This window comes from Formosa sp. Hel1_31_208 (assembly GCF_900104785.1).
Lineage (GTDB): Bacteria > Bacteroidota > Bacteroidia > Flavobacteriales > Flavobacteriaceae > Psychroserpens.
In genome coordinates this window covers 2,837,713-2,862,796 of the sequence record NZ_LT629733.1, presented here as the reverse complement: position 1 = coordinate 2,862,796, position 25,084 = coordinate 2,837,713, and the positions used below count along the sequence as shown (strand labels likewise).

The window sequence follows — 25,084 nt, the reverse complement described above, 5'->3', positions numbered from 1 at the left end:
TTGTCTTATATTCTGATGCCAACGGGTAGCATCTTTTTATATTTTCTATGTCGCCTAATAAATTTTGCAATTTCAGGACTTGTTGGAACCACACTAATGTTCCGTTCTGCGATATTTTCAAACACCAGTGTTAAAAATTCTTCTTCAAAGTCGTCATTTGAAATACCGTCAGGTATAATGAGTTTAGTTAAAAAGATTTTTCGGTCTTGTAGCGAATACTCAATCTTTGCAAGTTCACCATCTACTTTTAATTCAAATTGACGTAAAAAGTCATTGTCTGTTAATTCAGCAGCATCAATCATAATATTTTGTATTTTATTTCAATGGTCGGTAGGGTAGAACTATACTTTTGTATAGTTTTGTGATGCAAATTTACGAAAAATATCATAGATATTAAAAAACGTTTAGTTTAAAGGCTTATGCAACAAGAAATTATACATGTGTATTTAATGCCTGGATTGGCAGCAAATCCAAGTATTTTTGAGCATATCAAATTACCAGAAGACCAATTTGAAATCCATTGGTTAGAGTGGATAATTCCTGTTAAACATGAGTCGCTAGAGTCCTATGCCAAGCGTATGATAAATAAAATAACACATGATAATGTGGTATTATTAGGAGTGTCCTTTGGAGGTATGCTGGTTCAAGAAATGAGTAAGTATATGGAGCTGCGAAAATTAATTGTTGTATCCAGTGTAAAATCTAAACATGAACTTCCAAAACGAATGAAGGTAATGAGGTTCACTAAAGCGTATAAACTATTACCAACACAATTAGTAAGTAATATTGACGTATTGGCCAAGTATGCCTTTGGAGAGACAATTACAAAGCGCATAGAATTATACAAAAAGTATTTATCTGTAAATGATAAACAATACTTAGATTGGGCTATTGAAAATGTTATTGAATGGAATCAACATCAACCGGTTGAAGAAGCTATTTATATTCATGGAGATAAGGATATGGTATTTCCACATTCCTGTAAAGGTAATTGTATCGTTATTAAGGGAGGTACGCATATTATGATCATAAATAAGTACAAATGGTTTAACGAGAATTTACCAAAACTAATACTCCAAGATGCTTGAAAGCAAGCATTTAATTTTATACTTTAGTAAAAAAATGAATTATGACGTTTATTAAAAATATTTTAGCAGCAATTGGTTTAATCTGTGTGTCTGGGCTATTTATTTTTGCTGTCCAAGCCGAAAATGGTCTAACGGATAAGAAGGAGGTGATAGATCCACCAAAGATCATCAATGATTATAATATTTATGCGCTTTCTGTTCCTGAAAATTTAAATTTTGCGGGAGAACCAATGCCGTTAGAAGATCCCGATATATATGAACGTATGGATCGTGAATTATTGGTAAATACCTACTGGCAATCTAATGGACTGTTGATGTTCAAGAGAGCTGAGAAATACTTTCCAGTGATTGAATCTATTTTAAAAAAGAATGGTGTTCCCGAAGATTTTAAATATTTAGCGGTTATCGAGAGCGGTCTTACAAACGCTGTTTCACCTGCCGGAGCGCGAGGTGTTTGGCAAATTATGAAAACAACAGGGCGTGAAAATGGATTGGAAATCAATTCTAACGTTGATGAACGCTATCATCTAGAAATGGCTACTGAAGTCGCTTGTAAATATTTATTGAAAGCGAAAGAAAAATTGGGTTCATGGACTTTGGCTGCAGCGGCATATAATGCTGGAAATTCGGGAATATCAAGACGATTAAGCGAACAAGGAGTTGCAGATTATTATGACTTATTGCTCGGTGAAGAAACAGGGCGTTATTTATTTAGAATTGTTGCTTTGAAGGAAATACTCAATCATCCTAAGAAATATGGATTCAATTTTTCAACAGACGATTTATATCAAACCATTCCAACTTATAAAGTAGAAGTTGATACTGTGGTAACAGATTTCACAAAGTTTGCAGAACGTTTCGGTATTAACTATAAGATATTGAAGATTCACAACCCTTGGTTAAGAGAACCGAAATTAAATAATGCTTCTGGAAAGACATACTATATTAAGATTCCGAAAGAAGGGCATTATTCAGTAAAACCATAGATGATTGGTTTTTTAGACCACCTAATGGCGCTCTATGTCTTTAGTGTAAGGTTGTTATAATAGCTTCGTTAGAGTTGTCGTTTCCAAAAAGGATTAATTTAATTTGCTCATGAGCAGTTTCAAAAGCAACTCCAGTATCATCGTTCTTCAAATGAAGTGTAAATTTCCGATCAATATTGACTAGTTTCTTTTCCTCAGAAATGTAAAAACATGCAGGCGCACCAAACGAATGTTTGTATGGTTTAATAATTTGATTGGCGTTATTGTCTCGCTCATTCACATAAGTGATATTTATAAGTGAATTATAATCTCTAGAACGGTCTTTGGCCACAGATTTAGAAGTCCAAAATAAAATCACAATATCCATTTGGTCTTTATACATTTTGGCCATTTTATTAATTGCTTTAATTTCATCGCGATTTATTTGCTCCCATGCGGTTTTTGTAATTAAAAGAAAGGAATGCTCAATATCTGAAGTGTTCAAAATACCACCTTTAACCATTTTAATTTGCATGTCTAAAACATAGCTATTTTTTAAATAGTTAGTAAATAACGAATCGAACAAAAACTGCGCATATTCGCGATTGTCATTTTTAATGGCCGCGTCTGATTTCGTCTTATAGGCTTTTAAATGCTTTGCTATTTCATATTCAAAATAGGTTTTAGGCTCTTGTGAAAAAGCCGAAAACATAAGTAAAAATACAATGAGGTTTATACATATTCTCACGTCTAAAGTATTTAGTTTTAGACAAAGCTAGAGCCCTTTTATGGGCTACTGTAAAATAGTCGTTAAAAGGTGTATAATCTTAGAGAAACGTATATTTTTGTCGATTTAAGTCGATGATTGACAGTGAATTAGAGATGATTATCGTCTCATATTTCTATTGCCGTAATGTTGTTTTGGACCTTGAGAACGTTTCATGCCATCTTTCATCATTTTAATTTGCTCGGTAAGAATACCGCGTTTATCCAATTTTTGAGCTTCACTAAGTAACTGCTTAGCTTCTAAAGGTCTGCGCTTGCTAAAAGCAATTCCGGCAAGATTTAATTTAGCCATAGCAACATCGTGATCCATCGATAATCCTAACCCTAAGGCTTTTTTGAAATATTTTTCAGCATCATTCATATTTGACTGAGCCACCATAATACCGTTTAAATAATTGTAATAGCCTTCTTGTTTTTTTACCAAAGCGCTGGAAGGGTTTTTAATTTTATTCAACCATTTTTTTGCACCTTCGAAATCCTGTTTTCTAAGTCTTAAGAATGCAAGCAGAATGAACTCATTTTTAAAGTAAAGAAATATAAATATAAATGATAATAATATATACATAATACCATTGCCAATATAGCCTTCGGTAAATTGATATACAGCGTAAGCGATAATTAAACCTGTAATGACAAGCTTTATATTTTTATTGAACATGTTTTTCTATTTTGTATGTTATTTCTGAAATAATTGTCGTTGGTACTTCTACATTCTTCATGTCTCGCATGATAGAGATTCCTGAGTCATTAGATGTTGACGTCATCCTTTTAATAAAACCAGTTTGAAGTGAAGATACTATATCAGTCGTCATTTTTCCAGTTAAATTCATTGCAATGGCACCATCATCAGTCATAAAGATGACATCACTCGTCCCTTTAATAAAAACGTCATCATTTGTAATCTGTTCTAAAGTCCATACATTAGTAGCGGACATTTCACCATCAAAATTATTACTCCAAGAGTCACCAGTGCGTAAACTTTTATTCGTGTAAATGTAAGTCATTTGTTCAAAACTTTGCGCTAAGCTTTCATTGCCAAACTCTTTTCTAACCGATTCCTTCATCATCTCTCGAGTAAAGTCATCAAAGTCACCAGCCGAATTAATCATATTATCAATAAGCTTTTCAGATCCCGAAACAGACTTGATTTGTCCTGTTTTGTACATTTCCATATATAGATCTGTTGTCACCAACTGAGCAAATATTTTACCTTGTATATCATCCTCTGGAATTTCGTCTTTAGTATTAATCTTAAAAATCTCGCCTAATAAATTTGATGTTGAAATCATTTTAAAGCGATCAAATTTAAATTTAATATGATACAAGCTGTCAGTAACGATTTCAACAGAAAAAGTAAAATCACCTTCAAGTAGATTAGTCATTTCATGTTTAGACCCGTTCATGTTTTGGACAATATCTTGTTTGGCAGTTTGTAGTACTTTAAATGTGTCACCGGCATTTAGACGATATTGCAGGGTGGTTTGAGCATATGTCAAATTGCTTGCTACAATACCAATAATTAAAAATGTAGTAATAAATGACTTCATTGAATGTTTAATTTTCGGGTTACAAAGAAACTAATTTTTTGCCAATTTGTAAGCAATATATAGTGTCATATATGTAAGGAATTCTTGTTTTTTATCTCCATGGGGTGATATGATACACTTTTTTTCAAGATTAGAAATAATTTTAATTTTAGATTTGTCAAAGTAAAAAGTCTTTGTATATTTGCACGCAGTTTTGGGAACAGCTCGAGACGATTAAAAAAGATATAAGTTTTTTAAAAATATAAGACAATGCCAAAAAGAACGTTTCAACCGTCAAAAAGAAAGAGAAGAAATAAACACGGTTTTAGAGAAAGAATGGCTTCTGTAAACGGAAGAAAAGTTTTAGCACGCAGAAGAGCTAAAGGAAGAAAGAAATTGTCTGTATCAACTGAAACAAGACATAAAAAATAATGATTAACAATTGTTAATATTTTAAAGGTGTTACTTAGGTGTAGCACCTTTTTTTGTACCTATATCTTACTTATTTTTGAAATCTAAAAAAAAACGAAAATGCCAAAGAACGAAAAACTAAAATCTATCCTAATTATTGGTTCAGGCCCTATTATTATTGGACAAGCTTGTGAATTTGACTACTCTGGGACTCAAGCCTTAAGATCACTTAGAGAAGATGGAATTGAAACTATACTTATCAATTCTAATCCAGCAACAATCATGACTGACCCTACAATGGCAGACCATGTGTATCTGTTGCCTTTAACCACAAAGTCAATTATTAAGATTTTAAAAGAGCATCCGCAAATTGATGCTGTTTTACCAACAATGGGAGGACAAACAGCTTTAAACCTTTGTATTGAGGCTGATGAAAAGGGCATATGGGAAGATTTTAATGTTGAAATTATTGGTGTAGATATCGATGCAATAAACATTACCGAAGATAGAGAGAAGTTTAGAGAGCTCATGCTTAAAATAGGTGTTGGCATGGCACCTCAAGCGACAGCGACCTCTTATTTAAAAGGAAAAGAGATTGCTCAAGAGTTTGGGTTTCCTCTAGTAATTAGAGCATCGTTTACTTTAGGAGGTGATGGTGCCGCTATAGTTTACAAGGAAGAAGATTTTGATGAATTGTTGACACGTGGTTTGGAAATTTCACCCATTCATGAAGTCATGATCGATAAAGCCTTAATCGGATGGAAAGAATATGAATTAGAATTACTTCGTGATTCAAATGATAACGTCGTTATTATTTGTACAATTGAAAATATGGATCCTATGGGAATCCATACTGGTGATTCGATTACTGTTGCTCCGGCAATGACGCTGTCAGATAAAACATACCAAAAAATGCGTGATATGGCGATACATATGATGCGAAGTATTGGTGATTTTGCCGGTGGTTGTAATGTGCAGTTTGCTGTAAGTCCAGACGAAGAAGAAGATATTATTGCTATTGAAATTAATCCGCGTGTGTCGCGTTCATCGGCATTAGCCAGTAAAGCAACAGGTTATCCAATCGCAAAAATAGCTGCTAAATTAGCAACAGGGTATACCCTTGATGAGTTGAGTAACCAGATTACCGGCTCAACATCTGCATTATTTGAACCAACTTTAGATTATGTTGTCGTAAAGATACCAAGATGGAATTTCGATAAATTTGAAGGTTCAGATAGAACATTAGGACTCCAGATGAAGGCCGTAGGTGAAGTCATGGCTATAGGACGTTGTTTCCAAGAAGCATTGCATAAAGCTACGCAGTCTTTAGAAATTAAACGAAACGGATTAGGGGCAGATGGAAAAGGATATAAAGATTATCAACAAATTATTGATAAGCTAACCTATGCTAGTTGGGATCGCGTATTTGCGATTTATGATGCGATCCAAATGGGTATTCCATTAAGTAGAATTCATGAAATCACCAAAATAGATATGTGGTTCTTAAAACAATATGAAGAGCTACATGAACTTGAAAAAGAAATTTCGACTTATACAATAGATACTATAGAACGCAATCTATTACTTGAAGCTAAGCAAAAAGGTTATGGCGATCGTCAAATTGCACACATGCTAAAATGTTTGGAAAGTCAAGTTTATAATAAACGTGATGAGTTTAAAATCAATCGTGTTTATAAATTAGTTGATACCTGTGCTGCTGAGTTTAAAGCTCAAACGCCATATTACTATTCCACGTTTGAGAATGAAGTAGAAACAGCAGACGGAAATAAATATTCGGCCAATGAAAGTCAAGTATCCGATAAAAAGAAAATTATTGTTTTAGGTTCAGGACCAAATCGAATCGGACAAGGAATTGAGTTTGATTACTGCTGTGTTCATGGTGTTTTAGCGGCCTCAGAGTGTGGTTATGAAACCATCATGATTAATTGTAATCCTGAAACGGTATCAACAGATTTTGATATTTCTGATAAACTCTATTTTGAACCTGTATTCTGGGAACATATCTACGACATTATTCGTCATGAAAAACCTGAAGGTGTTATTGTTCAGTTAGGCGGACAAACTGCATTAAAACTAGCTGAAAAATTAGATCGTTATGGGATTAAAATTATAGGAACAACTTATAAGTCGTTGGATTTAGCTGAAGATAGAGGATTATTTTCTAATCTGTTGAAAGAAAACAACATTCCGTATCCTGAATTTGATATTGCGACCACTGCAGATGAAGCTTCGGCGATTGCTGATGTGTTAGATTTTCCAATTTTAGTGAGACCTTCTTATGTTCTTGGAGGCCAAGGGATGAAAATTGTAATTAACAAACAGGAACTAGAAGAGCACGTCGTTGATTTACTTCGAAGAATGCCTGGAAATCAATTACTTTTAGACCATTATCTGGATGGTGCAATTGAAGCAGAAGCCGATGCGATTTGTGATGGTGAAAACGTCTATATCATTGGTATTATGGAACATATTGAGCCTTGTGGAATTCATTCTGGAGATAGTAATGCAACACTACCCCCTTTTAATTTAGGTGAGTTTGTAATGCAACAAATTAAAGACCATACTAAGAAGATTGCCTTAGCTCTTAATACCGTTGGATTAATCAATATCCAGTTTGCAATTAAAGATGATATGGTTTACATTATTGAAGCTAACCCTAGAGCTTCGAGAACAGTGCCATTTATTGCTAAAGCGTATGGAGAACCATACGTAAACTATGCAACAAAAGTGATGTTAGGTGCTAAAAAAGTTACCGATTTTGATTTTAATCCGAAATTAGAAGGATATGCCATTAAACAACCAGTATTTTCATTTAATAAATTCCCTAATGTCAATAAACAATTAGGGCCTGAGATGAAAAGTACGGGAGAAAGCATCCTTTTTATCGATAGTTTAAAGGATGATGAGTTTTATAATCTCTATTCGCGACGTAAGATGTATTTGTCTAAATAGTTAATTTTTCGATAAACGGTAACTTAGAGTTGCGATGAAATTAGTATTTTAGCTGAAGAAAATAAGAAAATTGCAAAATTGGAATCATTATTGCATGATAATGATAATCAGTTAGTTCAAGAGAAAATAAAAATAATGAAAACAAAACTACTATTACTTGCTTTATTAATGTCTTCACTTACTTGGGCACAAGTTGTTGCAAATCAAGTTGATGATTTTGAAGATGGGTCTACAGAAAACTGGCAAATTGGTGGAGCAGCGGGTCCTGAGAATATGCCTATGAATGTGGCTACTGACGGTCCTGCAGGAGTGGATGATAATTTCCTTACATATACCTCTTTAGGAGGAGCAGGAGTAGCCAGTAAAATGGTTATTTTTAATGCAGGACCAACATCACAATGGTCTTCTAATTTTTCTTCTGAAGGTGTTATCGCCATAAGAATGAATGTAAGAGCATTAACTAACAACTTAAATTTAAGAGTGGCATTTCAAGGTAGTGGAACAAGAATTTGTACCACTAATGCGGTAACAGTATTAGCAGGAACTGGTTGGTCAGAAATAACAATACCAATTTCTGCAAGCGATTTTACACTGGTATCTGGTGGTTCTACTATTGAAACAGCGTTAACTACTGTTAGTGCTATGCGTATTTTAAGTAGTGGCGCTCCGACTTGGGCTGGTGCAGATGCTATTGCAGCTACTTTACATTTGGATAATATAACTGCAGCAACAACTTTAGGAGTAGCTGATGTGGATGATCAAGACAACAAGTTCTCGATATCTCCAAATCCAGCAACATCTATGTTGAATATTAGACTGTCCAATTCACTTGATAATCCCAACGTTAGCATTTATGATGTTCTAGGTAAAAAGGTGTTTTCTAAAACCTTAAGTGCTATGACATCTTCAATAGATGTCTCAAGGTGGAATTCAGGAGTATACTTGGTAAGAGTTTCTGCGGATAATCAAACATTAACACAACGATTTGTGAAGCAATAAAAAGCTAATGATTATATAATATAAAAAAGACCATCAAGTATTTGATGGTCTTTTTTTAGACTGTAACTTTAGTTAATCAGTGCTATCTGGAAGCTCTATTTTAACACGGTAATTTTTTAATTCGTCAAGGTAATCCATATGCGAAAAGTCTTCACTATCAAATTCATTCTGCCTCGAACGTTTGGTTTCTATGCGTTTAATTGCTTTTAAAAAACGTTTAAGTTCGTTTTTGTCATTGATTATTAAGCCGGGTACCTCGACGCTATTTCCATGATCATCTTTAGCTACCATAGTAAAATAAGAGGAATTACAATGTGTAATAGCCCCTGTTTGAATATTTTCAGATTCTACTCGAATACCAACCACCATTGAGGTATGTCCTACATAATTTACTGAGGCTTTCATAGTCACCAATTCACCAATTTCGATGGGATTTAAAAAGTCAACGGTATCTACAGAAGCTGTGACGCAATAGGTTTCAGAATGTTTTGAACCACAGGCAAACGCAATTTGATCCATGAGATTTAAAATATATCCACCGTGAATTTTTCCTCTAAAATTAGAGTGCGAAGGTTGCATAAGTTGCGACATACTTATGCGTGAAGAGTCTATCGTTTTATAAGTCATAGCGTTATTATTCATCATCATCTTGAGCCCGTTTAATGATGGCTTCAGGTAATGACTTCTTTGCCTTGGCACCCATTTTTTTGAGTTTTTCGACACTAGTAATTAAATTACCTCGACCTTCTACTAATTTATTCATGGCCGAAGAATAGTCTTTTTTAGCATCGTCAATCTTTTTACCAACACCGGTTAAGTCTTTTACCAACCCTTCAAACTTATCGTAAAGGGCTCCAGCTTGCCTTGCAATTTCAATAGCATTTCGTTGTTGCTTCTCGTTGTTCCACATGGTGTCAATGGTTCGAAGCGTTGCCAATAAGGTAGACGGTGTTACTATAACAATATTTTGTTCAAAGGCTTTGTTGTAAATAGAATTGTCTTCATTTATAGCTACAGCAAAAGCGGGTTCTATGGGAATAAATAACAATACAAAATCTGGTGATTCGATATCATACAAATCTTGATAGTTCTTTTCTGAGAGTTGATCGACGTGTTTTCTTATAGAATTAATATGTGCTTTTAGGTGAAAAGCGCGTTCATGGTCTTCAGCATTGACATAGCGTTCATAATCTGTTAGTGATACCTTACTATCAATAATCATTTTTTTGCTATCTGGAAGATGTAAAACAACATCAGGAAGAACACGGGTTCCATCAGAGAGATTGAAACTTTGTTGTACGTAATACTCTCTGTCTTTTTCTAGTCCAGATTTTTCAAGGACACGTTCTAATACCAATTCGCCCCAATTTCCTTGCATTTTACTATCACCTTTGAGTGCTTTTGTTAAATTGGTAGCTTCTATTGTCATTTGTTGGTTGAGATCTTTTAGTCCCAATAACTGTTCTTTTAAAGCCGAATGCATACTAATGCTTTCTTTTTGAGTATCCTCTACCTTTTTTTCAAATCCTTGAATCCGCTCTTGCAAGGGGTTTAAGATGTTTTTGATATTTTCTTTATTCTGCAGGGTGAACTTTTCTGATTTTTCCTCTAAGATTTTATTGGCAAGAAGCTCAAAATCTTTTCGCAGTTGTTCCTGACGTTCTTCTAATTCTTCATCACGTCTTAAATTTTGCTGCTGAAGGTTATCGTACTCGGTGTTTTTTCGGGTTAATTCGGTATTTAAAAACTCTTTTTCTCTTCGTATATCTTCGCGTTCCGATTCTATTTTTGATAGATTTTGTTTCAATTCCTCAATGGTTGAAGCCATCTGATTTTGACGTTCTTCTAAAGTACTCTGTTCACTTTTACTTTTCAGTTTAATAAAAAGCATACCTAAATAGGCACCTATTGCTGCAGAAATGAGAATGGCTAAAATGAGTATGAGATTGTCGTTCATAGAGAGAATTGAAATTTACTCAAAGATAAAATAAATGGATTGAAGTCCGAAGATTGACGAGTGAAAACTACCGACTTATTTCTTCACCCTAAAACTGCCTGTTTTCACATCAAAGCTAATCAGATCTTTTGGGAATAAACTTTCAAACACACCTTGTTCTATAAGATTACACGGTGAGTCTGATACCACCTTGTCTTTAGCCATCACAACCATTGTATCACATAATTGAATAGCCAAGTCAATTTCATGAGACGAAAATAAAATAGTTTTATTCGTGTCTTTGGCTAATTTTTGTAACAATTTTAGAATATAGGCTTTATGATACATGTCCAAATGGGTGGTTGGTTCATCTAAAATAATTAGATTGGTATCTTGAGCTAAGGCGCGAGCAATCATCGCTTTTTGAAGTTGACCGTCACTTAATTCAAAACACTTACGATGTTTCAGTTCTGACAGATGCGTTTGTTCTAAAGCTAGTGTTATAATATTGATGTCACGTTCAGTAAGATTACCAATCCAATTCGTGTACGGCTGTCTACCCAGTGCAACCAATTCAAAAACAGATAAATTTTTTGATATGAGTTGTTCAGTTAAAACAAGACTCATCGTCTGAGCCAATTCTCGAGAAGTATAATCGCTTATTGTCTTTTCATTCAATAAAATACTGCCATCTATTGGTGCTTGAATGGTCGTTAAGGTTCTTAAAAGTGTTGATTTTCCAATACCATTCGCACCAACCAATCCAATAAGCTCACCCTGATTAAGTTCTATATTAATGTTTTTAGAAATGACAGATGTCTCTTTTTTCGATGTGTAACCGATAGAAAGATCTTTAGTTTTTAAGATGATATGTTGGTTTGTTTCTATTGTCATTTCAATTTAAAATACCATTTTTCGTTGTCTCACCAATAGCCATACCACTACCGGAGCACCAATTAAAGAGGTAATGGCATTAATAGGTAAGGTGTAATCACTTGTTGGTAGCTGTGCAATACTGTCACAAATAAGCATCACAATGGCTCCAAACAAAAACACTGCTGGTAACAATATTTTATGATTAGAGGTTTTAAAAATTTGCCTGGTCATATGTGGGATTGCCAGTCCAATAAAAGCAATAGGGCCAGCAAAAGCTGTAATGGTTCCTGCTAATAAACTCGTTGCTATAATAATGATAAATCGACTTTGTTTGATGTTCAAACCTAAGCTTTTTGCGTAGTTTTCGCCTAGTAATAAGGTGTTTAGGGATTTAATAGAGGTAATGGTTAAAATTAATCCGACAAGATAGATGCAAAAGAAAATGAAGAGTTCATTCCAAGATAAATTTCCTAAGCTTCCAAAGCCCCAAAAAATATATTGTTGCAATTGTTCCGCAGAACTAAAATAAGAAAGTACACTAACAACGGCAGCTGTAATACTTCCAAACATCAACCCAATAATTAAAATTGCCATGGTATCTCTTACTTTAGAAGACACTATCAGAACCGCTAGTAACACTATAAAGCTCCCCAAACTGGCTGCAATGACTATACTCCATTTTGAGATTAATGCGGTTGCAAAAACACCTCCAAACAAACTAGAGCCTAAAATTACTAGGGCCACACCTAGGCTAGCTCCAGAACTTATCCCTAATACAAATGGCCCAGCTAATGGATTTCTAAAAAGTGTTTGCATCAATAATCCTGAAATGCCCAACCCTGATCCAACTAATATTGCCGTTATGGCTTTAGGTAGTCGGTAACTCTGAATAATATATTGCCAAGAATCACTTTCAGAAAGACCAAAAATACTTTTAAAAACTTCACTCATAGGAATACTGACAGAACCCAAATTAATATTGGCTACAAAACATAGTAATAGAATTACCACAAGGAGTATATATGAATATGTGAATTTAGAATTCAATTAATCTAAAGGTTTAAAAAACGTAGTGTCATAGTTATTCAGTAAGTCTGGATGACAAATTTTTATCATATCTTTTAAAACGAGGTCTGGTCTTGCGGTGCCTAGTTCGTAATAAATTACACCTCCCGATGTTCCAGTGGTATTAGAAAAAGTAAAGATATGTCTATTTTTAAAAGCATCAAATTCAGTATAATGAGAATTCGATTGTCTTAAGGCCTCATAACTAGCATAATACGATGGACTCAACCAGAGTTGAGCGTCCTTTGCTCTTTCAAAAACAGCTTCAAAACTTAAGGCAATACTACCAGATTCTGTAGTTTCACTCCATAGATAATTAACATTCGCATCCTTTAAAAATTGAGCTTCTGGGCTTGAGCCATTTGGTAAGTACCACACGTCTTTATGCATTGCACCACACAACACTGTAGGTTGTGATATGGCTTTTGAGGCTATAGTTTTTGCTTCTAAATAGTCATGCTCAATTTGGTTGAATAGGGAGTCAGCTTCTTTTTCTTTTTGATATAATGCTCCAAAAAATTTGATCCATTCAGCTTTGGCTAGAGGAGATTTTTCAACCCAGTCACCATTATAAATAACGGGTATTCTGCCTTTGGAAACTATTTCCATACTTTTATTGGTGCCATCTACACCAAAGGCTATTACCACTTCAGGTCTTAATTCAAGTAAGACTTCTGTATTGATACCTTCATTTTTTCCCAGTTCTCTTATATTGCCTTTTTCGATGCGTTCTCGGGTCTTTTCTGAAGATATATAATTCGTTCCTGGAAAACCAACTAAGGTATGCTCAACGTTAAGTAATTCCAGAGCAGGAACGTGCGTAGTTGAGGTGATAACAATACGTTCGATGGGTGTAATTAATATCCCGTCGTAATCGTCTTTATTAAGGGTGGTTTTTGCAGCATTTTCTTTTGGAATCAAGGCATATCGATAACTTTTGTGAGCATTTGGCCATGGATTTGTAATGGTTAAAATGTTATAATTGTCATAGGTCTCAATTAAAAATCCTTCAGCATATTTGTTTTTGGATTGGTTTTCATCAGCAGGTAGTGTTCGATTTAAACCTTTGTCTTCAATACAACTAAATAGTGATAGAAAGCTAAGAAATGCAATAACTAGAGTCTTATTGTGTAACATTTGTAACCGTTAGGGTGTGAGCTAATCTCTAAAATTGATATAAATTAATTGGTATGCACGATAATTCAAATTTAACAATATATATAGCAGCAGGACTTATAATACTTCATTTTTTAATAGGATTTATTTACCTCATTTATAAAATGCATAAGAAAAAGTAAAATTATTTAGTCTGCGATTAAAATTCCTGCTACTTTTGGCTCGAATTTAGGTTTTATTCAGTTCAACTGAATGAATTAAAAGGGAATCTGGTGCGAAATTCATTTTCTAATCCAGAACTGTTCCCGCAACTGTAAGCTACAACGCTTGTTATAACCTTCAAAGTCACTAGATCTAATTTTCTGGGAAGACGCATAACAAGACGCAAGTCAGGAGACCTGCCAAATTCAAACATAGAAGTTAAACTTTCGGGATAAAAGTTTACGTATGATAATCCATGCGATTCCGAGTATTATTTTGTTATAATGCATACAAAATTGAGAGTTCTTGTCATGCTGTCCATTACCATATCGTATTTTGGTATGGCACAACAACAGTCAGATTCACTAAAAATAGAACAATTAGAAGAAGTTGTTGTTACCGATTCAAAATTCAAACTAAAAAGAGAAAACTCTGGTAAGGTGATTACAAAGATCACCCAGAAAGAACTCCAAAATCTACAAGGGAAATCTGTGGCAGATATCATCAATAATACTGTTGGAATTGAAATTAATGGAACCCGAAGTAACGCCGGTCAAAATCTAAATTACTTTGTTCGTGGTGGACGTAATCGTCAAGTGCTCATCGTAATTGATGGAATTGCAGTTACAGATGCTTCACAAATTGCTAACGATTACGATTTACGTTTACTTAATGCAGATCAAGTGGAGAGTATCGAAATTTTAAAAGGGGCTTCTAGCACGCTTTATGGATCAGGCGCCGCTTCGGCCGTGATTAATATTAAGTTGAAACAGGTAGCTAAGGATGCGTTCGTGATTAATTTAAGAAGTACGTTTGGGACCAATCAATCTCAAAAGGACAATGATTACGCAATAGAGAATTTTTTAAATAGTGTATCTGTTAGTGGAACAACCGATACGTTTAATTATTTAGCAAGTTTCGGACAACAATATACCAACGGTTTGTCGGCAGTATCTTCAGGCGAAGAAACGGATGCTTTTAATACATATAATGGGTATTTGAAATTAGGATATCAGTTTTCTGATGCTTTTAAATTGAATACCTATACCAGTTTTGATACGTTTAAAGCTGAATTTGATGAAGGTTTTACTTTTACAGATGCAGATAATTTATCTACTACAAGTCAATACAGGATTGGAATCTCTCCTGAGTTAAGCTACAGAAAAGGAAGTATAACTTTAAATGCGGCCTATAATGCCATAGAACGTGATATTCAGTCGAGTTTTCCGATACAGTTTAAAGCTGAAAGTTTCGTAGGTGATATCTACAATAAATATAATTTTAGCGATAAATTTTATACTGTGCTTGGCGTAAATACTCAGCAAAATGAAATTGAAAGTTTATCAATTCCTTTTGGGGAATCTGATTTTGTACAAGATATTAATCCTGAAAATGCGTCTTTTACAATTATTGATCCTTATGCAAATGTGGTTTATGTATCCAACTTTGGACTTAATGTAAACGCAGGTTTGCGATTGAATAATCACAGTGAATATGGAAACCATGTCGTGTATAGTTTAAATCCGTCGGTTATAAAAGAATTTGAATTTGGTTACTTAAAAGGATTGGCAAGTTACAGCACAGCCTTTATCGCGCCATCGTTATACCAATTGTTTGAGCCTTCCTTCGGAAATATAGAATTAAAGCCAGAAGAAAACACCACTGTTGAAGTAGGAGCAGAACTGCATTTAAAGGACAAAGCAACGTTTTCTTTGGTGTATTTTAATCGTCGAGAAAAAAACTTCGTCAATTTCATAGACCAGGGAAATTTTATATTTCAGTACACCAATGTTGAAGATGAATTTACAGCCAGTGGGATAGAGCTAGTTGCAGACCTTGCTTTAACCAAAACTCTAAAGCTCAAAGCAAATGCAACCTACACTCAAGTGGACGAGAATTTCGACTTAAGAATTCCAGAACTAAAAGTTAATGCTGCATTAGAGTACCAATTAAATAAAAAAACGTTCATGAATTTAAACTATCAATTTAATGATGATCGTGATGATACATTTTTTAATAACAACACGTTTGAGAGTGAAATGGTAAATTTGAAAGCATTTAGTTTACTAGATCTGTATGTGAGTCATATTGTTATGAAAGACAAATTAACAGTATTTACTAATTGCAATAATATTTTAAACGAAGCGTATGAAGAGTTGTTTGGTTATACTACCAGAGGACGAAATATTAATATAGGGTTTACGCTAAGTTTATAAATGAAAAAGCCACTTGTGAAAGTGGCTTTTTCTATATTATTCAAATTCAAGTCGATTAAAAAACCAATCATTGTCAATAAACAAACCATCTTCATAAGGTTTGAGATCGATATTTGTTTTGAGAGTTCTGAATTCGATACTTGGTTGACTAAACCTACCTAGTCCTTGTATGTCTGCCAATGCAGCAGCCAATAAAGGTTCATTGATATCACCTAAAGTCCCAAAGTTACTGGGGGATTCAATTAAGGTAATATCTGGAGTTAATCCATTGCCAGGAACGGCAATATCATTCACATTAATAGAATTCGCTACTAAAGGTTGCATCGCATAGGTATGGTTTGGATTGATGTTATTTGAAGTCAAGTCTGGAGAATCATAAATTGTCACAGAAGCTTGTGTCTTTCCAGTTGTAAAATCGCCTATCTGAATGACATCAATATAAGCACCCAAACTATTAATCACTAATTCGCTGGCTGAAGCAGAACGAGCAGTGGTTAATACGTAGACCTTATTTAAATTGAGATTATTAATGCTCTGGCCATCAAAGCTATTGACAAAAGGAAATTCAGTATTAAACTCTTGTAATCCACTATTATAAACGAGTTTTGAAAACACATCTCCTGTAAACTGACCCGTGACCATACTCCCTAATAGGACTGCAGTGTTGACAGATCCTCCAGGATTGTATCTTAAGTCTAATATTAAATGTTGCACATTGTTTGCAGCAAATTCAGAAAATGCGGCATTCAATTGACTATTAAAATTGGCATTAAATCCATTATATACGAGATAGCCCACATTTTCACCATCCACATCAATAATCTCTGTTTGATGTACTGGGTTTTCACTGTATACAGCTTTGGTGAGTTGAACACTATCCATGGAAGGGACAATAGTATCATCGTCAATTATTGTGGTTCCATTATCATTGTAGGTTGCAAAATTGAGTGTATAACTATCCTGGTTAATCAGGCTACTTAAATTGTCTTCTGTTAACGGTGTTCCATTGACAGCATCAAAAATTTGACCGCGTTGTAACCCTAAATTATCGGCGACACTATTATTGAGTACGAGTCGAATAATTCCAAACACCTCAGTACTACTTCCTGGTTTAAAATAGAAGTTAAATTCAAGTCCGCTACTTAAAGATGTCCCACCAATTAACTGTTCAAATGCTATATAATCTGGAATGATAACACTAAAACGATCTATAGTTTCACGCTCGTAAATGACACTTTCGAATAAATTTTCTGGGAAAGTGAAACTATTAAGGTAACTGGCGTATTCGTTATTGGTTGTGAATCGGTCATTTGCTAGATCAGGAATTTCATCTTTATAAAGATAAACTGCATTCATACCTTTCCAAACAAAATCGTTAATTTCACTTGCACTAATAGCATTGTCATCTCGATCCTCGAAACAACTACTCAACGATATGACCAAAAGAGCGAGCAGGCTAAATTTTAATAATCGCATAATTTTTCTTTTTCAATATTATAATAAACCAACAGGAGTATTGGTCTAGTAAACTATAAATTTACTTACATTATTGTGAATTAAAAAATATCGTGTAACAAAACTTAAAGTTGTTCGTCGTAATAACAAGAAGCAGAATAATCAACTGTTTTGAACTAACAAACCACAAATGACACAAGCTGATTTTACAAAATTGGTAATGCCTTTTAAGGATAAGGTCTTTAGGCTAGCAAAAAGACTTTTAGTTTCTACGGAAGAAGCTGAAGATGCTACACAAGAGATTTTAATGAAGTTGTGGCGCAATAATGAGAAAATAGCAGATTACAAAAATGTAGAAGCGTTTTCAATGACAATGACAAAGAATTTTTGCTTAGATCGCTTAAAATCGAAACAAGCACAAAATTTAAAAATTGTTCACAGTAATTATCAAGATAATAACACGTCTTTACAAACACAAGTAGAGAATAAAGATAGTGTTGATTGGGTTTCAAAAATCATTGAAGAATTACCAGAACAACAAAAAATAATATTACAGCTCAGAGATATAGAAGATTATGACTTTGAAGACATAGCAAAAGTAGTGGATATGAACCCTACAGCCATTAGAGTCGCTTTATCAAGAGCTAGAAAAACAATAAGAGAAAAATTAACTAATACACATCGCTATGGTATTAAATAATATCGAAAAATTACTGGAAAAGTATGATAACGGCGAAACTACGCTAAAGGAAGAGCAGCAGCTTAAGGCTTATTTTGCTCAGGAGGATATCGCTCCACATTTAGAGTCGTACAAAGTCATGTTTCAATACTTTAACAGCACAAAACAAGAACTATATACCAAAGACGTTCCATTAAACCCTAGAAAAAGCTATATCTATCAATGGATTTCTGTCGCAGCAGTTGCGGTTCTTATGTTGGGAATTTTAATCCCTAATGTTTTGGGAGGTGATAAAGACGCTCTAATAGAAGGTTATTCAAAATCAGAGCAACTTCAAGCCTACAACCAAACCAAAGAAGCGTTAGCCTTACTGTCTTCAAGTTTTAATGATGCAGCAAGTAGCGTGAATACACTGGGCCTTGTATCTACCAGTTTTAATAAAGGTGCAGAACAAGTAAATCACATGAGTGAATTTGCGAAAACAACAAACAAATTAGTAAAGAAAAAAACACTTAAAAACTAGAAATTATGAAGAAGTTAATATTAATATTAGCCATTGCTTTAACATCGTCAGTGACGTTTGCACAAACTATCTTTGACAAGTATGAAGATCAAGAAGGAGTAATGTCAGTAGTCGTTAATCAAAAAATGTTCAAAATGCTCGCTACTATGGGTGTTGATGTAGATGATCCTGAGGCTCAGGAGTATATCGACATGGCGAAAAATATCACAGGACTTAAAGTATTCACAACTGGAGACGAGAAAATTTCAGCAGATATGAATGCCACAGTGACTAAGTATTTAAGAACATCTAAGTTAGAAGAGTTAATGCGTATCAAAGATGGTGACCAAACTGTGAAGTTTTATGTGCTTGAAGGAAAAGATGAAAACCACGTGAAAGAACTTTTAATGTTCGTTAATGGTTTAAAAGAATTTACAAACGGTCAAGATATCACTATCAATGGAAAGAAAAGAGAAGTTGAAACGGTTTTATTAACGCTTACTGGTGATATCGATTTGAGACAAATCTCAAAGTTGACAAACCAAATGAACATGCCAGGTGGTGATCAGTTAAAGAAAGCTGGAAAACAAAAATAAGAACATGCATACATCAATCAAAACCATAATCAAGATGTTAATTCTGGTTGTAACTTTACAAAGTTGCAATCAGGGTTTAACACTTCAAACTTATTATGTCGATAACGAATTAGCACCAGGTTTTACATCTCTAGATGTGCCTGTGAGTATGCTTAATATCGATGAAGATCAACTCACTCCAGAACAACTTGAGGCCTATGAATCGGTAGAAAAACTAAGCATGATTGCTTATGTTTCCGATGCAGATAATCAAGAAGAGATGGAAGCTGAATACAAGAAAGTTCAAACCATTTTGAAAGACCCTAAGTATGAAGAACTCATGCGTGGTGGAAATTCTACAGACGGAAAGTTTATTGTAAAATGTATTGGAGATGGCGACGATGTTGATGAGTTTATACTTTTAGGAAATTCTAAAGACACTGGGTTTGCCGTTGTAAGAATTCTTGGAGACGATATGAATTTCAATAAAATTATGCAACTAACTTCTGTTTTAGACGAATCTAATATCGAAGAAAGTCAGATTAAAGATATTACTAAATTTTTTAAATAACTGAATCTTATTTAAAATGTTAATAGAAAACCACTTCAATTTACTTGAGGTGGTTTTTGCTTTTAGAGCTGTAATTCACCAATCAATGTAGTGCTGTATATCAATTTTTGACCAGAGAAATCGATGTTAAAAACCTTATAAAGTGTTTTTATGTAACAATGAGTATCACCCTTTGAGGTATTGGCAAGTGTCTATCAACAACAAAAATAATCGCAATTAATTTTCGTTTGTTTCGTTTTCAGAATCTTTTAAGACTATTAACAAAAGGTGAATCCCTAATACTCCCAATGCGGCAAACAATAAAACTTTCACAATAAAAAGATCTAAAATATCCAACACACCTGACACGAAAAACCCTGCAAAAATGAGCCCCGAATAAATCAATGTTAATGTGTTTCTTGATAGCATTTTAGATACCGGTGTAATTATTTGGATTGATTGCTTTTAATTCCGATTTAATGGCTTCGGAGACCTCTAAAGTATCAATAAATTCTGAAATAGAACGTTCATTAATAGTCTCGTTGGTTCTTGTTAAGCCTTTTAAAGCTTCATAAGGATTTGGATAGGCTTCTCGGCGCAGAATAGTTTGTATCGCTTCAGCAACCACAGCCCAATTGTTTTCTAAATCTTGAGCAAACTTAGGGGCATTGAGTAACAGTTTGTTTAATCCTTTTAATGTTGATTTAAATCCAATAAGCGTGTGTCCAAAAGGAACACCAACATTACGCAATACCGTACTGTCTGTGAGGTCACGTTGCAATCTTGAAATTGGTAACTTTGCTGATAAATGTTCAAAAATGGCATTAGCTAAACCTAAATTGCCTTCAGAGTTTTCAAAATCTATTGGATTCACTTTGTGCGGCATGGCACTACTTCCAACTTCACCTTTCTTAATTTTTTGTTTGAAGTAATCCATAGATACATAGGTCCACATATCGCGATTTAAATCAATGATGATGGTATTAATTCGTTTTAACGTATCAAATAAAGCAGCCATATGATCATAATGCTCAATTTGCGTCGTCGGAAATGAATGCTGTAATCCTAATCTCTCTTGAACAAATTTAGTTCCGAACGCTTTCCAATCTATATTAGGATAGGCTACTTTATGGGCATTAAAATTACCTGTTGCACCACCAAATTTGGCAGCACTTGGGACGTCATTTAATAAGTTAAATTGTTCTTCAAGTCGCACAACAAAAACTTGGATTTCTTTTCCTAAACGAGTTGGAGATGCCGGTTGTCCGTGTGTTCTGGCAAGCATTGAAATGTCTTTCCAATCTTCGGATAGAACCTTAAGTTTATTTAGAAGTTCAAAATATTCTGGCACATAAACATCATTCATGGCCTCTTTTAAACTCAAAGGTATAGCCGTATTATTGATATCTTGAGAGGTTAATCCGAAATGAATAAACTCTTTGTATTGCGATAAATTGAGTTTGTCAAATTGCTCTTTAATAAAGTATTCAACGGCTTTAACATCATGATTGGTAATAGCTTCAATATCTTTAATAGCTTGAGCATCTTTAGTAGTAAAGTCTTTATAAATAGACCTTAAATCTTCAAAGACTGCAGTATCAACAGTTGATAGCTGAGGTAATTCAGCTTCACATAACGCAATAAAGTATTCAATTTCTACCAGCACGCGGTATTTGATGAGCGCTTCTTCAGAAAAATAAGGCGCTAAATTTTTGACTTTACTTCTATATCTACCATCAATAGGTGAGATGGCGTTGAGAGATGATATTGACATTGCTTGTGTATTTTGAAGCAGCAAAGATAGGTAATTTGAGGCTTAAATTGAAGATAATTTGGTTATCTTCGAGGATAAAAATTTTAGTATGAACAAGCTATATCTCTTTCTTTTTATTTTAAGTTTTCAAATGATGTCTTCACAAGTCTATAAAAAATCTGAACCGTTTACGCATACCTATTCTATTGTTGCTAGAGACTCTGTTACAGGCGATATTGGCGTGGCTGTGCAATCGCATTGGTTTAGTGTGGGCACCACGGTGACATATGCTAAAGCAGGAGTAGGAGTAATTGCCACTCAATCATTAGTAAATCCTAGTTATGGTCCAAGAGGATTGGCTTTGATGGAGCAAGGTCTGAGTCCGCAACAAGCCTTAGATGTATTGATATCAAATGATTCTGGTGAAATGTATCGGCAAGTAGCTTTTTTAAATACGAATGGCGATGTCGCCACACATACAGGTGAATTATGTATCGAGGCTGCAGGACACCAACAAGGAAAAAACTTCTCGGTTCAAGCCAATATGATGCTTAAAAATACAGTTTGGGATGCCATGGCGAATGCATTTGAAACTACTGAAGGCACTTTGAGTGAGCGCATTATTGCTGCTTTAAAGGCAGCTGAAGCTGAAAAAGGTGATATACGGGGCAGGCAGTCGGCAGCGATTTTAATAGTTAAAGGTACAGCAACTGGAAATTCATGGGAAGATACCATTATGGATTTACGTGTTGAAGATCATGAGAATCCTATTTCAGAATTAGAACGTTTGGTAAATATTCATAAAGCTTACGATTTCATGAATAAAGGAGATTTAGCCATGGAAGCTGGAGATTCTCATGAAGCCGAAAATTTGTATTTAAGTGCTCAAAAGTTATTTCCTGATAATCTTGAGATGCAATATTGGTATGCGATAAACTTATTGAACAATAAAGAATATACCAAAGCACATCCCATATTAACAACCATTTTTGAGCAAGATAATAATTGGCGAGAATTGACGTCGCGTTTAAAGAAAAGCAAGTTATTGGTAATTTCAGAAGAAGAATTAGAGAAAGTCATGAAGCTTTAATGTTTTTTAATCTTCTTTAAAATTTGCCGTGCTCTAGCTTTAAATCCCGAACTCTGTATTTGGTAATCACGTTCTAATATCATGGCCAGTTCAGGATGAATCCAATCCGCGTCTTTTCCAAGTAAAAACAAAGTATTCATGGCATAAGCTTTAGGTGCAATTTTCTCATCATTAATCATCCAATCAAAACAAGCTTCAATGATTTTCTCACGATGTTTCTGAGTAAGTGCTGATTTTATGGCGTTATTGTCTTTAGAATAATAGGCTTTCACTAAATACTCACAAACTTTAGCTACAGGGCGCACTGCTGAGTCCAGATGAACTTTATGTAGTTGTTCTGTAAACTCGTCCAAATGAGGGATGCAAGTCTCTAAATGTTCACCGCACATAAATTCAAATACCCAAGCCGCACGGCATGATATTTTGTCGTCAACCCTGAATAAGATATGCATTAGTTTAGGAATTAAAGTGGGATCACTAATGACCAGATGTGCATAATACAAACGCTTTTCACGAGAATGATTCACGTAATTTAATTCTTGATAAAGTTCGTTTGTTGTCACTTTGATTTTTGTATTTTTATATCAATAAAAATAAATAAATATTTACAGATGAAAATCCTAAAAAAGATACTTGTTGCGCTATTGATTGTTTTTGTTATTATGCAATTTTTCGGACCAGATAAGAATGAAGGCGATATGGCTTCTGTAGATGCCTTTATCACAGAAACTAATCCGCCAGATGCGGTTCATGAGATTTTAAAAAACAATTGCTTCGATTGCCATAGCGATGTTACAAAATACCCATGGTATAGCAATATCACTCCTGTAAATTATTGGATGGCTGATCATGTTAAACATGGAAAAGGAGACTTTAATATGTCTGGATGGGAAAGTTATTCGGTGAAAAAGAAAGATCATAAAATCGAAGAACTCATTGAAGAAGTTGGAGAACGTCATATGCCATTACCTTCCTATACATGGACTCATGGTGACCTAACCGATGAAGATATTGAAGCAATAGTAGCATGGGGAAAACAGGTTAGAGCCCAATATAGTGCTCAAATCCAACCAGAATAAAACACTCTTGAAAAAACAACTGCTCATTATTGGCTTTGTGTGGCCAGAACCTAAAAGTTCTGCTGCTGGAAGTCGAATGATGCAATTGATTAGGTTTTTTCAAACTCAAAATTTTCATATTACTTTTGCTAGTGCTTGTGGGAAAAGTGATAACGCATTTGATCTCCATTCTATTGGTGTTACTTCAGTTTCAATAGTGCTTAACGATTCTAGTTTTGATGAATTTATAGTTCATTTGAAACCAGACGTCGTGCTATTTGATCGCTTTATGACCGAAGAACAATTTGGTTGGCGAGTTGCTGAATCCTGTCCGGAAGCGGTCAGAATATTAGATACCGAAGACTTACATTTTTTAAGGCGTGCCAGACAGCAGGCTATCAAATCCAATTCGGAAATGACCACCGAGGATATGTTTAACGATACCGCCAAGCGTGAAATCGCGAGTATTTACCGCTGTGATTTGAGTTTAATCATATCTAAAGCTGAAATGACCTTACTCGAAAAGACGTTTAAAATTGATGCTTCTCTGTTGCTATATGTGCCGTTTTTATTAGAAGATATTTCCGAAGCGCAGAAACAAGTACAACCGGTTTTTAATGATCGCCAGCATTTTGTCAGTATTGGAAATTTTCTTCACGAGCCCAATTATAACGCTTTATTGTACTTAAAAGAAAACCTTTGGAAAGGTATTAGGCGTCAATTACCCAAAGCAGAATTACACAATTATGGCGCTTATGCGTCAGAGAAAGTAAATCAGTTACACAACGAAAAGGATGGGTTTTTAATAAAAGGCTTTGCCCAAGATGTTAATGCGATAATGCAAAGTGCGAGAGTCCTATTGGCTCCGGTACGTTTTGGTGCCGGATTAAAAGGAAAATTGTTTGATGCCATGCAAAATGGAACACCATTCATTACGACTTCTATAGGAGCAGAGGGTGTAATTGAGAATAGAAATTCGGACTTTATTTGCGATTCCCCTGAAGTTTTTATAAACCAAGCCGTGGCATTATATACAGAACAATCCAAATGGGAAAAGCAGTACTTTTTAGGATTTGATATCTTAGCTTCTCAATTCTCGAAATCTGTTTTTGAAACTCACTTTCTAATAAGATTAGATGACATCACTTCGCATCTAAAAAGACATCGGCAACAAAATTTTATTGGAGGCCTACTGCAGCACCATAGTTTACAGAGCACCAAGTTTATGAGTAAATGGATTGAAGCAAAGAACGCTTTACGTTAA

General features: G+C 34.5%; 25 protein-coding genes and 1 riboswitch. Of the genes, 13 read left to right on the top strand and 12 right to left on the bottom strand.

Features of this window, described 5'->3' with window-relative positions:
* Positions 1-5 precede the first annotated feature (5 nt).
* On the bottom strand, positions 6-302 hold the full coding sequence (locus BLT57_RS12955) for a GNAT family N-acetyltransferase (RefSeq protein ID WP_172827456.1): 297 nt from the start codon (positions 300-302) through the stop codon (positions 6-8).
* A 117-nt stretch (positions 303-419) separates the two neighbouring features.
* Between BLT57_RS12955 and BLT57_RS12950 the strand changes: the two genes are divergently transcribed.
* Together BLT57_RS12950 and BLT57_RS12945 are read left to right on the top strand one after the other, a co-directional pair.
* Positions 420-1,088, top strand: a complete 669-nt coding sequence (locus BLT57_RS12950) for an alpha/beta hydrolase (RefSeq protein WP_091426257.1) — start codon at positions 420-422, stop codon at positions 1,086-1,088.
* 41 nt (positions 1,089-1,129) lie between these two features.
* Positions 1,130-2,074 (top strand): lytic transglycosylase domain-containing protein, encoded by a 945-nt coding sequence (locus BLT57_RS12945; RefSeq protein WP_091426255.1) that lies wholly within the window; start codon positions 1,130-1,132, stop codon positions 2,072-2,074.
* 40 nt (positions 2,075-2,114) lie between these two features.
* On the opposite strand, the gene BLT57_RS12940 is transcribed toward BLT57_RS12945, so the two are convergent.
* The 3 genes from BLT57_RS12940 to BLT57_RS12930 form a co-directional block, all read right to left on the bottom strand.
* Positions 2,115-2,801 (bottom strand): hypothetical protein, encoded by a 687-nt coding sequence (locus BLT57_RS12940; protein ID WP_157717191.1) that lies wholly within the window; start codon positions 2,799-2,801, stop codon positions 2,115-2,117.
* A 138-nt stretch (positions 2,802-2,939) separates the two neighbouring features.
* On the bottom strand, positions 2,940-3,497 hold the full coding sequence (locus tag BLT57_RS12935; protein WP_091426252.1) for a hypothetical protein: 558 nt from the start codon (positions 3,495-3,497) through the stop codon (positions 2,940-2,942).
* Entirely contained in the window at positions 3,487-4,386 is a 900-nt protein-coding gene (locus BLT57_RS12930; RefSeq protein ID WP_091426251.1) for a DUF6263 family protein, read from the bottom strand. The genes BLT57_RS12935 and BLT57_RS12930 overlap by 11 nt, the downstream gene beginning before the upstream one ends.
* A gap of 249 nt (positions 4,387-4,635) precedes the next feature.
* Here BLT57_RS12930 and rpmH point away from each other — a divergent pair, with 249 nt between their 5' ends.
* From rpmH to BLT57_RS12915, 3 genes are all read left to right on the top strand, one after another.
* Positions 4,636-4,797 (top strand): 50S ribosomal protein L34, encoded by a 162-nt coding sequence (gene rpmH, locus BLT57_RS12925; RefSeq protein WP_091426250.1) that lies wholly within the window; start codon positions 4,636-4,638, stop codon positions 4,795-4,797.
* A 99-nt stretch (positions 4,798-4,896) separates the two neighbouring features.
* Entirely contained in the window at positions 4,897-7,749 is a 2,853-nt protein-coding gene (gene carB / locus BLT57_RS12920) for a carbamoyl-phosphate synthase large subunit (RefSeq protein WP_091426246.1), read from the top strand.
* 135 nt (positions 7,750-7,884) lie between these two features.
* Positions 7,885-8,748, top strand: coding sequence for a T9SS type A sorting domain-containing protein (locus BLT57_RS12915; RefSeq protein ID WP_157717190.1), 864 nt, complete (start codon positions 7,885-7,887; stop codon positions 8,746-8,748).
* A 72-nt stretch (positions 8,749-8,820) separates the two neighbouring features.
* On the opposite strand, the gene BLT57_RS12910 is transcribed toward BLT57_RS12915, so the two are convergent.
* The 5 genes from BLT57_RS12910 to BLT57_RS12890 form a co-directional block, all read right to left on the bottom strand.
* Positions 8,821-9,396 carry an acyl-CoA thioesterase gene (locus BLT57_RS12910; protein ID WP_231928703.1) on the bottom strand — a complete coding sequence of 192 codons (576 nt, stop codon included), beginning with the start codon at positions 9,394-9,396 and terminating at the stop codon, positions 8,821-8,823.
* Positions 9,383-10,705: a DNA recombination protein RmuC gene (gene rmuC, locus BLT57_RS12905; protein WP_091426242.1), complete on the bottom strand. Its 1,323-nt coding sequence runs from the start codon at positions 10,703-10,705 to the stop codon at positions 9,383-9,385. Before rmuC ends, BLT57_RS12910 begins: the two co-directional genes overlap by 14 nt.
* 75 nt (positions 10,706-10,780) lie before the next feature.
* Positions 10,781-11,578: an ABC transporter ATP-binding protein gene (locus BLT57_RS12900; protein WP_091426240.1), complete on the bottom strand. Its 798-nt coding sequence runs from the start codon at positions 11,576-11,578 to the stop codon at positions 10,781-10,783.
* A 6-nt stretch (positions 11,579-11,584) separates the two neighbouring features.
* Entirely contained in the window at positions 11,585-12,607 is a 1,023-nt protein-coding gene (locus tag BLT57_RS12895; RefSeq protein WP_091426238.1) for an iron ABC transporter permease, read from the bottom strand.
* Positions 12,608-13,762 carry an ABC transporter substrate-binding protein gene (locus BLT57_RS12890; RefSeq protein ID WP_091426237.1) on the bottom strand — a complete coding sequence of 385 codons (1,155 nt, stop codon included), beginning with the start codon at positions 13,760-13,762 and terminating at the stop codon, positions 12,608-12,610.
* 192 nt (positions 13,763-13,954) lie between these two features.
* Positions 13,955-14,162, top strand: a riboswitch (cobalamin riboswitch).
* Positions 14,163-14,226: 64 nt separating this feature from the next.
* Between BLT57_RS12890 and BLT57_RS12885 the strand changes: the two genes are divergently transcribed.
* Positions 14,227-16,158, top strand: coding sequence for a TonB-dependent siderophore receptor (locus BLT57_RS12885; protein ID WP_091426235.1), 1,932 nt, complete (start codon positions 14,227-14,229; stop codon positions 16,156-16,158).
* A 36-nt stretch (positions 16,159-16,194) separates the two neighbouring features.
* Here the strand turns inward: BLT57_RS12885 and BLT57_RS12880 are convergent, their stop codons facing one another.
* On the bottom strand, positions 16,195-17,634 hold the full coding sequence (locus tag BLT57_RS12880) for a S41 family peptidase (protein WP_091426233.1): 1,440 nt from the start codon (positions 17,632-17,634) through the stop codon (positions 16,195-16,197).
* A gap of 169 nt (positions 17,635-17,803) precedes the next feature.
* Between BLT57_RS12880 and BLT57_RS12875 the strand changes: the two genes are divergently transcribed.
* The 4 genes from BLT57_RS12875 to BLT57_RS12860 are packed head-to-tail and all read left to right on the top strand — an operon-like array spanning position 17,804 to position 19,940.
* Positions 17,804-18,313, top strand: coding sequence for an RNA polymerase sigma factor (locus BLT57_RS12875; RefSeq protein ID WP_091426232.1), 510 nt, complete (start codon positions 17,804-17,806; stop codon positions 18,311-18,313).
* Positions 18,300-18,815, top strand: coding sequence for a hypothetical protein (locus BLT57_RS12870; RefSeq protein WP_091426230.1), 516 nt, complete (start codon positions 18,300-18,302; stop codon positions 18,813-18,815). The genes BLT57_RS12875 and BLT57_RS12870 overlap by 14 nt, the downstream gene beginning before the upstream one ends.
* Before the next feature lie 5 nt (positions 18,816-18,820).
* Complete coding sequence (locus BLT57_RS12865) at positions 18,821-19,390, top strand: DUF4252 domain-containing protein (RefSeq protein ID WP_091426228.1); 570 nt, start codon at positions 18,821-18,823, stop codon at positions 19,388-19,390.
* Positions 19,391-19,394: 4 nt separating this feature from the next.
* The gene (locus BLT57_RS12860; RefSeq protein ID WP_091426226.1) at positions 19,395-19,940 is read left to right on the top strand and encodes a DUF4252 domain-containing protein; all 546 of its coding nucleotides are present in this window, start codon (positions 19,395-19,397) and stop codon (positions 19,938-19,940) included.
* A 409-nt stretch (positions 19,941-20,349) separates the two neighbouring features.
* On the opposite strand, the gene purB is transcribed toward BLT57_RS12860, so the two are convergent.
* On the bottom strand, positions 20,350-21,693 hold the full coding sequence (gene purB, locus BLT57_RS12850; protein WP_091426223.1) for an adenylosuccinate lyase: 1,344 nt from the start codon (positions 21,691-21,693) through the stop codon (positions 20,350-20,352).
* An 88-nt stretch (positions 21,694-21,781) separates the two neighbouring features.
* Here purB and BLT57_RS12845 point away from each other — a divergent pair, with 88 nt between their 5' ends.
* On the top strand, positions 21,782-22,762 hold the full coding sequence (locus BLT57_RS12845; protein ID WP_091426221.1) for a DUF1028 domain-containing protein: 981 nt from the start codon (positions 21,782-21,784) through the stop codon (positions 22,760-22,762).
* Here the strand turns inward: BLT57_RS12845 and BLT57_RS12840 are convergent.
* Positions 22,759-23,325 (bottom strand): adenylosuccinate lyase, encoded by a 567-nt coding sequence (locus tag BLT57_RS12840; RefSeq protein ID WP_091426218.1) that lies wholly within the window; start codon positions 23,323-23,325, stop codon positions 22,759-22,761. The genes BLT57_RS12845 and BLT57_RS12840 overlap by 4 nt on opposite strands.
* A gap of 48 nt (positions 23,326-23,373) precedes the next feature.
* On the opposite strand from BLT57_RS12840, the gene BLT57_RS12835 reads away from it, so the two are divergent.
* Together BLT57_RS12835 and BLT57_RS12830 are read left to right on the top strand one after the other, a co-directional pair.
* On the top strand, positions 23,374-23,841 hold the full coding sequence (locus BLT57_RS12835) for a heme-binding domain-containing protein (RefSeq protein WP_091426216.1): 468 nt from the start codon (positions 23,374-23,376) through the stop codon (positions 23,839-23,841).
* Positions 23,842-23,848: 7 nt separating this feature from the next.
* A complete protein-coding gene (locus BLT57_RS12830) occupies positions 23,849-25,084 on the top strand; it encodes a glycosyltransferase (RefSeq protein WP_231928702.1) in 1,236 nt (411 codons plus the stop codon).